General features: G+C 61.5%; 12 protein-coding genes. 10 read left to right on the forward strand and 2 right to left on the reverse strand.

Annotation, left to right across the window (positions count from 1 at the left end):
- The first annotated feature begins 252 nt into the window (after positions 1-252).
- The 4 genes from QWE_RS17530 to ribD all read left to right on the forward strand — a co-directional run bounded on the left by QWE_RS17530 (position 253) and on the right by ribD (position 4,635).
- Positions 253-1,581, forward strand: a complete 1,329-nt coding sequence (locus QWE_RS17530) for a L,D-transpeptidase family protein (protein WP_006727507.1) — start codon at positions 253-255, stop codon at positions 1,579-1,581.
- Positions 1,582-1,763: 182 nt separating this feature from the next.
- Positions 1,764-3,053, forward strand: a complete 1,290-nt coding sequence (glyA, locus tag QWE_RS17535; RefSeq protein WP_006727508.1) for a serine hydroxymethyltransferase — start codon at positions 1,764-1,766, stop codon at positions 3,051-3,053.
- Positions 3,054-3,065: 12 nt separating this feature from the next.
- A complete protein-coding gene (gene nrdR / locus QWE_RS17540; protein ID WP_006727509.1) occupies positions 3,066-3,542 on the forward strand; it encodes a transcriptional regulator NrdR in 477 nt (158 codons plus the stop codon).
- Between the two features lie 4 nt (positions 3,543-3,546).
- The gene (ribD, locus tag QWE_RS17545) at positions 3,547-4,635 is read left to right on the forward strand and encodes a bifunctional diaminohydroxyphosphoribosylaminopyrimidine deaminase/5-amino-6-(5-phosphoribosylamino)uracil reductase RibD (protein ID WP_040300465.1); all 1,089 of its coding nucleotides are present in this window, start codon (positions 3,547-3,549) and stop codon (positions 4,633-4,635) included.
- A gap of 232 nt (positions 4,636-4,867) precedes the next feature.
- Here the strand turns inward: ribD and QWE_RS17550 are convergent, their stop codons facing one another.
- Positions 4,868-5,230 (reverse strand): hypothetical protein, encoded by a 363-nt coding sequence (locus tag QWE_RS17550; RefSeq protein ID WP_006727511.1) that lies wholly within the window; start codon positions 5,228-5,230, stop codon positions 4,868-4,870.
- A gap of 328 nt (positions 5,231-5,558) precedes the next feature.
- Between QWE_RS17550 and ribH the strand changes: the two genes are divergently transcribed.
- The 4 genes from ribH (at position 5,559) to QWE_RS17570 (ending at position 10,030) form a co-directional block, all read left to right on the forward strand.
- Entirely contained in the window at positions 5,559-6,017 is a 459-nt protein-coding gene (gene ribH, locus QWE_RS17555; RefSeq protein WP_006727512.1) for a 6,7-dimethyl-8-ribityllumazine synthase, read from the forward strand.
- Positions 6,018-6,020: 3 nt separating this feature from the next.
- Complete coding sequence (nusB, locus tag QWE_RS17560; protein WP_006727513.1) at positions 6,021-6,500, forward strand: transcription antitermination factor NusB; 480 nt, start codon at positions 6,021-6,023, stop codon at positions 6,498-6,500.
- A gap of 10 nt (positions 6,501-6,510) precedes the next feature.
- Positions 6,511-7,737 carry an MFS transporter gene (locus tag QWE_RS17565; protein WP_006727514.1) on the forward strand — a complete coding sequence of 409 codons (1,227 nt, stop codon included), beginning with the start codon at positions 6,511-6,513 and terminating at the stop codon, positions 7,735-7,737.
- Between the two features lie 154 nt (positions 7,738-7,891).
- Positions 7,892-10,030, forward strand: a complete 2,139-nt coding sequence (locus QWE_RS17570) for a sodium-translocating pyrophosphatase (RefSeq protein WP_040300466.1) — start codon at positions 7,892-7,894, stop codon at positions 10,028-10,030.
- Positions 10,031-10,126: 96 nt separating this feature from the next.
- Here QWE_RS17570 and QWE_RS17575 read toward each other — a convergent pair whose 3' ends face one another.
- A complete protein-coding gene (locus QWE_RS17575) occupies positions 10,127-10,615 on the reverse strand; it encodes an outer membrane protein assembly factor BamE (RefSeq protein WP_006727516.1) in 489 nt (162 codons plus the stop codon).
- Positions 10,616-10,871: 256 nt separating this feature from the next.
- Between QWE_RS17575 and QWE_RS17580 the strand changes: the two genes are divergently transcribed.
- Together QWE_RS17580 and QWE_RS17585 are read left to right on the forward strand one after the other, a co-directional pair.
- Positions 10,872-11,411 carry a ubiquinol-cytochrome C chaperone family protein gene (locus tag QWE_RS17580; RefSeq protein ID WP_040300467.1) on the forward strand — a complete coding sequence of 180 codons (540 nt, stop codon included), beginning with the start codon at positions 10,872-10,874 and terminating at the stop codon, positions 11,409-11,411.
- Between the two features lie 60 nt (positions 11,412-11,471).
- A complete protein-coding gene (locus QWE_RS17585; RefSeq protein WP_006727519.1) occupies positions 11,472-12,032 on the forward strand; it encodes a YceD family protein in 561 nt (186 codons plus the stop codon).
- Positions 12,033-12,050 lie beyond the last annotated feature (18 nt).

The following is a 12,050-nucleotide window of genomic DNA, read 5'->3' on the forward strand; positions in this document are numbered from 1 at the left end:
TGTCTGGACGACGATCTTTGGGCGGGACTACCTGAGCCCGATAGCCCCGGATTCGGTCTACACACTCCCGTGACGCAACCCTTGGTGACACGAATTGGCCATATTGATATGGGACCGCCGAGACTAGGAACGGAGGTGCGTCGATAGCCTCCGATCGACCCCGAAATGGATGTCCCTGCCTCTCTGGCTGCGCTTTGTTAACCATGGCGCGGTATGCGTTTGGGACAGGTTCAGGATGAAACGGTAGGAAATATGTCCAAGACGTCTGGAATTGTTGCTCTCTCGCGCCGCTCCCTGCTGCGTGGTGCCGCCGCTGCCGGTGCTGCGGCATTCACCGGACAGGCCATGGCGCAGGACACGGTCAATGACTTGATCAATGCACCGCGTCGCGGCAACTGGGATGACCAGTTTGACGCCCAGGCATCGCGTTCTGTTGCTGCCGTCACGTCGAACACGCCGATGCTGAGCGCGAGCAATCTCGTCAACATGCAGCAGGCGATTGGCCAGCACCAGATGATCGTCTCGAATGGCGGCTGGCCTACGATTAACGCACCGGCGGCGCTGCGCATCGGCGCTACGGACCCCGCCGTGCAGAGCCTGCGCCAACGCCTGATGATCTCGGGCGACCTGTCGCGTGAAGCCGGTATGTCCAACTCCTACGATTCCTACGTCGAGGGCGCGGTCAAGCGCTTCCAGGCTCGTCACGGTCTGCCGGAGGACGGTGTCCTCGGCGAGTTCACCGTCAAGGCGCTGAATGTCGGCGCCGATGTCCGCCTGAACCAGCTCAATACCAATCTCGTTCGCCTGCAGTCGATGTCTGGCGATCTCGGCCGTCGTTACGTGACGGTCAATGTTCCCGGCGCCTCCGTCGAAGCCGTCGAGAATGATCGCGTCGCGCTGCGCAACACAGCCGTCGTCGGCCGTATCGACCGCCCGACCCACATGATCAACTCGAAGATCTATCAGGTCATTTTGAACCCTTACTGGACGGCGCCTCGCTCGATCATCGAGAAGGACATCGTGCCGTTGATGCGCAAGGATCCGACCTATCTGACGCGCAACGCCATCCGCCTGTTCGATAACAGCGGCCGGGAAGTTGCGCCGGAAACGGTCGATTGGAATGCCGCCAAGGCGCCGAACCTGATGTTCCGTCAGGATCCCGGCAAGATCAACGCCATGGCATCGACCAAGATCGACTTCCACAATCCGCACAACGAATACATGCACGACACGCCCCAGCAGGGCCTGTTCAACAAGCTCATGCGGTTTGAATCCTCGGGCTGCATCCGCGTGCAGAACGTGCGTGACCTCGTCACATGGCTGCTGCGCGACACGCCCGGCTGGTCACGCCAGGAGATCGAGCGCGTCATCACGACCCGCCAGAACAACCCGATCAAACTGGCAGAAGAAGTGCCTGTTTACATCGTCTATATCAGCGCCTGGTCGACCCGTGACAACATCGTCCAGTTCCGTGACGACATCTATCAGAAGGACGGCGATGCGCAGCTGGCGCTGCAGGCCAATATCGGCGTTGAACAGTTTGCGGGCTCCGTGGAAGAGGACTTCGTTCCGCTGCAATAAGGGCCTCTGCCGCACGCGAAAGATCCCAAGCCGCGCCTCGTGCGCGGCTTTTCTTTTTTCGGGGCTGCGGCCATTCGCCCCCGCGCGTCAATTGATCTGCAAATGTCGCTCTCCGTATTGCTCTCGTGACTGCGGAAGTTTAAGACCCCACAGCATCAAACGCTTTTGAGGAGCCAGCGATCATGTCGAACAACGATGCCTTCTTTTCTCGTTCTCTCGCCGATACCGACCCGGAAATTTTCGGTGCGATCGAGAAGGAACTCGGTCGTCAACGTCACGAGATCGAGCTGATCGCCTCTGAGAACATCGTCTCTCGTGCCGTGCTCGAAGCCCAGGGCTCGATCATGACGAACAAGTATGCGGAAGGCTATCCGGGCAAGCGCTACTACGGCGGCTGCCAGTTCGTCGATATCGCGGAAGAACTCGCGATCGATCGCGCCAAGAAGCTCTTCGGTGTCAACTTCGCCAACGTTCAGCCGAACTCCGGTAGCCAGATGAACCAGGCCGTGTTCCTGGCGCTCCTGCAGCCGGGCGATACCTTCATGGGCCTCGACCTGAACTCGGGCGGTCACCTGACCCACGGTTCGCCGGTCAACATGTCCGGCAAGTGGTTCAATGTCGTCTCCTACGGTGTGCGTGAAGACGACCACCAGCTCGATATGGAAGACGTTGCAAAGAAGGCCGAGCAGCACAAGCCGAAGTTGATCATCGCCGGCGGCACTGCCTATTCCCGCACCTGGGACTGGAAGCGTTTCCGCGAGATCGCAGACTCGGTCGGCGCCTATCTCATGGTCGACATGGCCCACATCGCCGGTCTCGTTGCCGGTGGCCAGCATCCGTCGCCGTTCCCGCATTGCCATGTTGCGACCTCCACGACCCACAAGTCGCTCCGCGGTCCGCGCGGCGGCATGATCCTGACGAACGACGAAGATCTGGCGAAGAAGTTCAACTCGGCCGTCTTCCCGGGTCTCCAGGGCGGCCCGCTGATGCATGTCATCGCCGCAAAGGCCGTTGCCTTCGGTGAAGCGCTGAAGCCGGAATTCAAGGATTACGCCGCTCAGGTCGTGAAGAACGCCAAGGTTCTGGCCGACACGCTCATCAAGCACAATCTCGACATCGTCTCCGGCGGCACCGACAACCACCTGATGCTGGTCGATCTTCGCAAGAAGAACGCTACTGGCAAGCGGGCGGAAGCCGGCCTCGGCCGCGCTTACATCACCTGCAACAAGAACGGCATTCCCTTCGACCCGGAAAAGCCCTTCGTCACCTCGGGTATCCGTCTCGGCACACCGGCCGGTACGACCCGCGGCTTCAAGGAGGCGGAATTCACGGAAATCGGCAACCTGATCGTCGAAGTTCTCGATGGCCTGAAGGTCGCCAACTCGGATGAAGGCAATGCCGCCGTCGAAGGTGCCGTTCGCGAGAAGGTCGTGGCTCTCACCGACCGATTCCCGATGTACCCCTACATGTAAGGCATTAGGCTGATGCGCTGCCCCTTCTGCGGATCGGATGAAACCCAGGTCAAGGACTCGCGACCGGCGGAGGATAACACCTCCATCCGCCGGCGGCGTATCTGTCCGGATTGCGGGGGGCGCTTCACCACCTTCGAACGGGTGCAGCTGCGCGAGCTGATGGTCTTGAAGAAGACCGGCCGCAAGGCACCTTTCGCGCGCGACAAGCTGGTGCGGTCCTTCCAGATCGCACTGCGCAAGCGCCCTGTTGATGCGGACCGCATTGAGCGCGCCGTCTCGGGCATTGTGCGCCGCCTTGAAAGCTCTGGGGAGACCGAGATCTCCTCGGAAGAAATCGGTCTGCAGGTGCTCGAAGCCCTGAAGACCCTCGATGACGTGGCCTTCGTGCGCTACGCCTCGGTCTATCGCGACTTCAGTCACGCCGAGGATTTCGAGAACGTCATTGCCGAGATCAACGCCAAGATCTCCAGAGACAGCACGGCGGATTGACGACGTGTCCATTACCGCCCGCGACGAACGGCATATGCGGGAGGCAATCGAGCTCTCTCTGAAGCATGTCGGTCGCACCGGCCCCAATCCTTCCGTCGGATGCGTGATCGTCAAGGATGGCGAGGTCGTCGGTCGTGGTGTCACCGCGCTCGGTGGACGCCCCCATGCAGAACCACAGGCACTCGCCGAAGCCGGCGAGAAGGCGAGGGGGGCGACCGCCTATGTCACGCTCGAACCCTGCTCGCATCATGGCAAGACGCCACCTTGTGCCAATGCCATCGTCGCCGCCGGCATTGCCCGCGTCGTGGTCGCGGTGGCTGATCCCGATCCGCGTGTCTCCGGCCGGGGTCTGAAGATCCTTGCGGATGCCGATATAGAAGTGACCATCGGCATCCTGCAGAAGGAGGCGCGTCGGGCCATGGCGGGTTATCTCACCCGGCAGACGAAGGGACGTCCGCAAGTAATTCTGAAACTTGCCGTTTCTTCTGATGGGATGCTGGGGCGCGTTGGCGCAGGCCAGGTGGCGATCACGGGTGCCGAGGCACGCGAAGCCGTGCATCGTCTGCGGGCGCAGAGCGATGCGATCCTGGTCGGCATCGGCACTGCACTCGCCGATGATCCCGAACTGACGGTCCGCTTGGCGGGTCTCGAAAGCGCTTCCCCGTTGAGGATCGTGCTCGATCGCAAGGCGGAGATGCCGGTGACATCCAAGCTTGCCAAGACGGCAAAAGACGTCCCGGTTCTCGTCGCCGTAGCACCTGGCGCGGTCGGCAATCGTGCAGAGCTGGCCAGCATGGGCGTCGAAGTGCTGGAGGTCCCCGGGGTAGAGGAGTTGCTCGGCGCGCTCGCGCAGCGGGGTGTGTCGTCACTGATGGTGGAAGGTGGCGCGCGTGTCGCGACCGACATGCTGGCGCGCGGAATAGTCGACCGGATCGAACTCTACGACTCTCCGGTAACCATCGGGGAAGGCGGTATTCCTTCGCCGATTTCAGCCGGCCGCCTGCCTGCGGGTTTCGTCAAGATCGACGAAAGACAGGTCGGGAGCGACCGGCTGCAGATCTTCGAGAGACTGCCTGCGTCTGCCTGGGTTTAACGGAAGAACAGCAGGAAAAGAATGATAAGGGGGATCGGTACGCCGATCAGCCAGAGAAGAATGCCGCGACCCATGGGGTGCCTCCGTCTTTCGTGTTGTGAGGCAACCTCCTCCGGGCGCCTTTCATGAGCGGAAACACGTGGGCACCATCAAAGGTTCCATCATACCCGAAAAGCCCCGTGTCCGAGGACACGGGGGTCAAGGTGGGGCATGGAGGGGAGGCAGAGGGTAATCAGCGGACGTAGAAGGTCATGCCGCCATCGGCGGCCTGCTCGGCACCGACGATATTGGTGAGCTCGACCTTCTCGCCTTCGAGCTTCTGGGCGAGAGAGCGGTTGGCGATAACAGCCGCCTGCAGCTGTCGCGCTTCCGGCGATGTGGGAGAGACCCCGGAGAAGCGTTCATGCGCCGTGTCATGGGTTTTCAACGAGTCGAGGCGGATGACGTTGAAGTCCTTGGGCGACATGGTCTGAATGGTGGTCTCGATGCTGCTATCGGGCATACCGGCGGCAGAAGGCATGGCGGCATAGCTCTCGGCGCCGAAGGCGATGGCCGACAATGCGGAGGCACTCAGAACGGTTGCAAAGCGATTCATGGTCCTGTTCCTTTCGAGGATGTTCGCGATGGCGGGGGATTCCGTCGCTCGCTTGCAGGACTGAAGGTGGTGTCGGTTTGTGGCGAAATCCTGGCTCTAAGCCCCTGAATTCCATTAAACATTTGTCACGCTGGCTGCCCGATTTCCGCCTGCATTAGCGAGAGTGGAACAATCCGTCCCGGGCGAAGATCGGCCTGACGCAATAAGCCTTGCCAGGAGCGCAGGTCCGGCCATCAGCAAAAACACTTGCCTTCCGGGAAACGGCGTGGTTTGACCGCGTTTCTGTTCGGCCAGGGGCCGCAATCACATTCAAGATCGGATCAGACCCATGGGAAACAAGACGGCATCGCCGCATTTGCTGATCGTCGAGGCACGCTTCTATGACGACATGTCGGACGCTCTCCTGGATGGCGCCAAGCACGCCTTGACCGAAGCCGGCGCAACCTTCGACGTCATCACCGTGCCGGGTGCCCTGGAGATCCCGCCGGCGATCGCCATGGCGCTGGATGCCATGGACGACGAGGGGACGCAGTATGACGGCTTTGTCGCGCTCGGCATGGTCATCCGCGGCGAGACCTATCATTTCGACATTGTCGCCAACGAATCCTCGCGTGCGCTGATGGATCTCGCTGTCTCGGAATCGCTGCCGATCGGCAACGGCATCATGACCGTCGAGAACGAAGAGCAGGCCTGGGCGCGCGTCAAGCGCAGCGGAAAGGACAAGGGCGGCTTTGCTGCGCGCGCGGCGCTGTCCATGATCGAACTGAAGAAGAAGCTGGGTGGCTGAGTGATGACGGGCGAAGGCAAGCATCCGGTAAAGCCGGCAAACCAGCGCGGCGCCGCCCGCCTCGCGGCCGTACAGGCGCTCTACCAGATGGATATCGCCGGCTCCGGCGTGCTTGAGGTCGTGGCGGAATACGAGGCGCACCGTCTGGGCCAGGAAGTCGACGGCGAGACCTATCTGAAGGCGGACGCTTCGTGGTTCCGCTCGATCGTTGCGGGCGTCGTTCGCGACCAGACGAAGATCGACCCGTTGATCCGTGGCGCCCTGCAGGACGACTGGTCTTTGTCGCGCATGGATAGCACCGTGCGCGCCATTCTGCGTTCCGGCACCTTCGAATTGATCGAGCGCAAGGATGTACCCATCGCGGTCATCGTAACGGAATATGTCGAGATCGCTCAGGCCTTCTTTACTGAAGACGAGCCGAAGCTGGTCAACGCCGTTCTCGACCGGATTGCAAAGCAGGTTCGCGCTCCAGCGCAAAAGTAGGAACAGACGGATGAGCATCGCGACTGAGGCAGGGCTGGACGGACAACTTTCGACAGCCAAGCGTAACGTCGGGTTGCTCGCCGTAGCGCAGGCAATCCTCGGCTCCGCACCGCCGCTCGCCTTTGCCGTCGGTGGTCTCGCTGGTTTCCAGATGCTGGGTGCTGACAAGTCGCTGTCGACCGCTCCGCTGACGGGCTTCAACATCGGCGTGGCCGTCGGCGCGATCGTGGTGGCCGCGGCCTCCCGCGTTCTTGGCCGCCGTGAAAGCTTCATGGTCGGCGCGCTGATGGGCGCGCTCGGAAGCGCACTGGCCGCCTTCGCGCTCATCCAGTCGAACTTCTGGCTCTTCGCCTTCTCTCTGCTGCTCATGGGCATATCCGGGGGCTTCACCCAGAAGATCCGCTTCGCGGCCGCCGACGCATCGCCGAGCTTCTACAAGGGCAAGGCGATTTCGTGGATCCTTGCTGCGGGGATCATCTCTGCCATTGCCGGACCGCAGATCGCCATCTGGTTTAAGGATGCGCTCGCGCCTGTGACCTTCGCCGGTGCCTTCCTCGGCTTGGTCCCGCTGCTGCTCTGCGCAATCGGTGTCCTGTTCTTCTTGAAGCTGCCGAGCATTGCCGACAAGAAAGCGGAAGCCTCAGGCCCCACGCGACCGCTGCGCGAGATCGTCATGACGCAGCGCTTCATGACCGGCATGATCTGCGGCATCAGTTCCTATGCCCTTATGACCTTCATGATGACCGGTGCTCCGCTGGCGATGGTCGTCGGCTGCGGCTTCTCGTCGGACCTCGCGACGCTCGGCATACAATGGCACGTCATTGCGATGTTCGCGCCGAGCTTCTTCACCGGCATGTTGATCACCCGCTTCGGCGCTGAGAAGGTGGTTGCAGGCGGCCTGCTGATCCTCATGGCCTGCGCTGTTGTCGCCCATATGGGCATTGCGCTCTGGAACTTCTGGGGGGCGCTCGTACTCCTGGGCATCGGCTGGAACTTCGGCTTCATCGGCGCCACCGCCATCGTCGCCTCGAGCTATCGTCCGGCCGAAGCCGACAAGGTGCAGGGTTTCCACGACATCATTCTCTTCTCGACGGTAGCACTTTCGTCTTTCTCCTCGGGCAAGGTCTTCACCGCCTTCGGTTGGTCCGTGATGAATCTGGTCATCTGGCCGATCACGATCACCTGCCTCCTGCTGGTCGTTCTCCAGCTTCGCGCGGCGGCCCGCAAAGCCGCCTGAGTTCCCACCCCACTGGAAAATATGCGTACTTGACGTCGCTAAAAGCGCGACGCAATCTCGCCACGCGTTGACGAGGTCTCAGAGGAGGGGGCCTGAGTCTGCGAGTCACGGCCCGCGATGAGTGAGGCGCGGGCAATACGGGAGGGTATTGCGAATGACGGTTCTTCTAGGCGTAATTTTATGCGGGTTGCTGTCTGTGGTCTACGCGGTCTGGGCGACGCGCTCGGTTCTGGCCGCTGACCAGGGCAATGCCCGAATGCAGGAAATTGCAGGCTATATTCGCGAGGGTGCTCAGGCTTACCTCACTCGGCAATACCTGACCATCGCGATCGTCGGCGCCGTCGTATTCGTCGCTACCTGGCTTCTTCTGTCCGGAACGGCTGCCATCGGCTTTCTGATCGGCGCCGTCTTGTCCGGCGCTGCCGGCTTCATCGGCATGCATGTCTCGGTCCGCGCCAATGTGCGCACCGCTCAGGCCGCCTCGCATAGTCTGGCGGCCGGTCTCGACATCGCTTTCAAGTCCGGCGCCATCACCGGCATGCTGGTCGCGGGCCTCGCTTTGCTGGGCGTTTCCATCTACTTCTATATCCTGACCGCAATCCTCGGTCATGAAAGCGGCTCACGTGCCGTTATCGATGCGCTCGTCGCGCTCGGCTTCGGCGCCTCGCTAATTTCGATCTTCGCCCGTCTGGGCGGCGGTATCTTCACCAAGGGCGCCGACGTCGGTGGGGACCTCGTCGGCAAGGTGGAAGCCGGCATTCCCGAAGACGATCCACGCAACCCGGCGACCATCGCTGACAATGTCGGTGATAATGTCGGCGACTGCGCCGGCATGGCCGCCGACCTGTTCGAGACCTATGCGGTCTCGGTAGTTGCCACCATGGTTCTGGCTGCGATCTTCTTTGCCGGTTCGGCCGTGCTCGATATTGCGATGATCTATCCGCTCGCCATCTGCGGCGCCTGCATCATCACCTCGATCATCGGCACCTTCTTCGTCAAGCTCGGCACCAGCGGCTCGATCATGGGCGCTCTTTACAAGGGTCTGATCGTCACCGGCCTCCTGTCGGTGGCTGGCCTCGCGATCGCAACCTCTCTGACCATCGGTTGGGGTTCGATCGGCACCGTCGCAGGCACCGACATCACCGGGATGAACCTGTTCATCTGCGGCATTCTCGGCCTCGTGGTGACCGCGCTGATCGTCGTGATCACCGAATACTACACGGGCACCAACAAGCGTCCGGTGAACTCGATCGCTCAGGCCTCGGTCACCGGTCATGGCACCAACGTCATCCAGGGCCTCGCGGTCTCGCTGGAATCCACCGCACTTCCCGCCATCGTCATCGTCGGCGGTATCATCGCGACCTTCCAGCTCGCCGGACTTTTCGGCACAGCGATCGCTGTCACCACCATGCTCGGCCTCGCCGGCATGATCGTCGCGCTTGATGCCTTCGGCCCGGTGACCGACAATGCCGGCGGCATCGCCGAAATGTCCCATCTGCCGCCTGAGGTGCGCAAGTCGACCGACGCGCTCGATGCCGTCGGCAACACCACCAAGGCCGTCACCAAGGGCTATGCCATCGGCTCGGCCGGCCTCGGCGCTCTGGTCCTTTTCGCGGCCTATTCCAACGACCTGGCTTACTTTGCCGCAAACAGCGCCCAGTATCCTTATTTCGCGGACATGGGGTCGATCTCCTTTGATCTCTCCAACCCCTATGTCGTTGCCGGCCTCATCTTCGGCGGTCTGATCCCCTACCTCTTCGGTGGCATCGCCATGACCGCCGTCGGTCGTGCGGCCGGCTCGATCGTCGAGGAAGTCCGCCAACAGTTCCGCGACAAGCCGGGTATCATGCAGGGGACCGAAAAGCCGGACTATGGCCGGGCGGTCGACATCCTGACCCGCGCGGCGATCAAGGAAATGATCATTCCCTCGCTGCTGCCGGTTCTGGCACCTCTCGTCGTCTATTTTGGCGTGCTCCTGATCTCCGGCTCCAAGGCGTCCGCCTTTGCTGCCCTCGGCGCCTCGCTGCTCGGCGTCATCGTCAACGGCCTCTTCGTCGCCATCTCCATGACCTCCGGCGGTGGCGCCTGGGACAATGCCAAGAAAAGCTTCGAAGACGGCTTCATCGACAAGGATGGCGTGAAGCACCTGAAGGGCTCGGACGCCCACAAGGCCTCTGTCACCGGTGATACGGTCGGTGATCCCTACAAGGATACCGCAGGCCCTGCCGTCAATCCGGCGATCAAGATCACCAACATCGTCGCGCTGCTGCTGCTCGCCGTGCTCGCAGGCTGAGGCGACGAGGTGAAACAAAAAGACCGCGGAAGGCAACTTCCGCGGTCTTTTTCATGTCTCGATGGGCGAGGAGGGGAGCCCCCTCGGCGGATGGCCTTAGTTGCCACCCAGAATGTTGCGGACGCTGTTGGCTGCGCCACCACCACCGGCCAGCAGCTGCTGCAGGAAGGTGAGATCGCGACCGCCGGTCGGCGTCGTGCGGGAAATCGTGTCGAACACTTTGCCGTCCTGCAGGGTGTAGTTCGCGCGCTGCGCGACGACGCCATCCTTGTCGAAGTAGATCGCGAGGATCTGCTGGTCGACGAGTTGCTGCTTCATGAAGGCCACCGGGCGGGTACGCTTCTGGGAGATGTAGTAGAAGACCTCGCCGTCGAAGGTAGCCGTGGTCGACGGCGTGCCGAGCGAAAGAAGGACCTGTTCGCGGCTGGAGCCGACCGGCACCAGATCGAGTGCGGCCTGGTCAACGACGTAACCGTTGTGGAAGACCTCTGATGTCTGGCAGGCGGAGAGGCCGATGGTGACGGCAAGAGCAAGTGCGGTCGTGCTCAGGAGCTTCCTGTCCGACTTGAAAATCCTGATATCCACTCAAACGTCTCCCATGACTGTCGATGGCACCTTTCGGTGCCGGATCGCTTCTGCGCATAGCATTGTGGCCTTTCCGGGGAAAGCCGCCGCAAAGCCTGCGCCGCCGATTTGCCGGTCAATCTGCCGCGAGATGCGGCATCCGTGCCGGATATCGGCATTGCAATTCACGCCTGCTTCGGTAAACCAGCTTTCGCAATCATGCAACACGACCACGTCCGGGCTCACCACTTCGGTCGGCTCTTTTTGGTGGAATTGGATGGTATTCGGCTTCTTTCGGCAGAAAAGAAACAATCAAGTGATCGTCGAGCGCCAGTATGGGGCGCTGACGGCGGCTGCGCGCACGCCTGCCTTCTATCTCGACATGAATGTTCCGGACACCGTGATCGGCCGGTTCGAGATGTTGACGATCATGCTGATTCTCTATTTTCGCCGCACGGCAAAATCTCCGCGCAGCGGCCAGGAGATCGCGCAGAACATCATCGACGCCTTCTTCGAGGATGTCGATCACTCCATCCGCGAACTTGGTGTCGGCGATCCCGGCGTGCCGAAGCGCATGAAGAAACTCGCCGGCATGTATTACGGGCGACTGGAATCCTATGCCGCGGCCCTGGACAAAAACGATCGCGAGGCGCTCGCGGCCGCGCTGAAGCGCAACATTCATCCCGAAGAAGGCGAGGCTGCACCCTCCATGCAGGCGCTGGCCGACTGGATGTTTGCAGCCGAGCAGGCGCTGGCGGCGCTGGATGAGAACGAAATCGAGACGGGCATGGCCCGCTTGGCCGTCCCGGAAAACTGAGCAGCGGCAAGCGCCAGAAGCGCAGAGGTCGCGCCGGACGGTAGAACAAGGATTGATGACATGACAGGCAGCAATGCAAGGGACCCTCGCGAGTTCACCTACCTGGTGAAGGTCGCCCATATTTCCGCCAACCCGGTGCAGGTCCATGTGGAGGCCGACGAGCGCGAGCGTCAGGGTCTTGCAGAGTTGTGGAACGTCGAGGCGGTCAATCGTCTCTCTGCCGACCTGCAGATCGCCCGCTGGAAAAAGGACGGTGTACGCATCAAGGGTCATGTTGCGGGAGAACTAGTGCAGGCCTGCGTCGTGACCCTGGAACCGGTGGTCTCCACGATCGACCAGGAAATCGACCAGATCTTCGTGCCAGAGGGCTCGAAACTCGCGCGCATCGTGCTCGATGGAGCGGGCGAAATGGTGCTCGATCCAGAAGGTCCCGATCTTCCGGAGACCTTCACAGGCGACACCATCGATGCGGGCGCATTGGTGGCTGAATTTGCCGCTCTCGACATCGATCCCTATCCGAAAAAGGAAGGCGTCGCCTTCTCCGGACACATCGAAAGCAAGGTCGAAGAAGTCAAGAAGCCGTCGCCCTTTGCGGTCCTGAAAGACTGGAAAAAGGATTGATCATCCCCCATCTGCACC

This window comes from Agrobacterium albertimagni AOL15, from assembly GCF_000300855.1.
GTDB classification, from domain to species: domain Bacteria; phylum Pseudomonadota; class Alphaproteobacteria; order Rhizobiales; family Rhizobiaceae; genus Allorhizobium; species Allorhizobium albertimagni.

Bases quoted from the DNA above. Each gene is read 5' to 3' on its own strand.
- ribH (WP_006727512.1), top strand. From the start codon at position 5,559: ATGGGAAACAAGACGGCATCGCCGCATTTGCTGATCGTCGAGGCACGC.
- glyA (WP_006727508.1), top strand. From the start codon at position 1,764: ATGTCGAACAACGATGCCTTCTTTTCTCGTTCTCTCGCCGATACCGAC.
- nrdR (WP_006727509.1), top strand. From the start codon at position 3,066: ATGCGCTGCCCCTTCTGCGGATCGGATGAAACCCAGGTCAAGGACTCG.
- QWE_RS17585 (WP_006727519.1), top strand. From the start codon at position 11,472: ATGACAGGCAGCAATGCAAGGGACCCTCGCGAGTTCACCTACCTGGTG.
- QWE_RS17565 (WP_006727514.1), top strand. From the start codon at position 6,511: ATGAGCATCGCGACTGAGGCAGGGCTGGACGGACAACTTTCGACAGCC.
- QWE_RS17530 (WP_006727507.1), top strand. From the start codon at position 253: ATGTCCAAGACGTCTGGAATTGTTGCTCTCTCGCGCCGCTCCCTGCTG.
- QWE_RS17570 (WP_040300466.1), top strand. From the start codon at position 7,892: ATGACGGTTCTTCTAGGCGTAATTTTATGCGGGTTGCTGTCTGTGGTC.
- QWE_RS17580 (WP_040300467.1), top strand. From the start codon at position 10,872: ATGGTATTCGGCTTCTTTCGGCAGAAAAGAAACAATCAAGTGATCGTC.
- nusB (WP_006727513.1), top strand. From the start codon at position 6,021: ATGACGGGCGAAGGCAAGCATCCGGTAAAGCCGGCAAACCAGCGCGGC.
- QWE_RS17550 (WP_006727511.1), bottom strand. From the start codon at position 5,230: ATGAATCGCTTTGCAACCGTTCTGAGTGCCTCCGCATTGTCGGCCATC.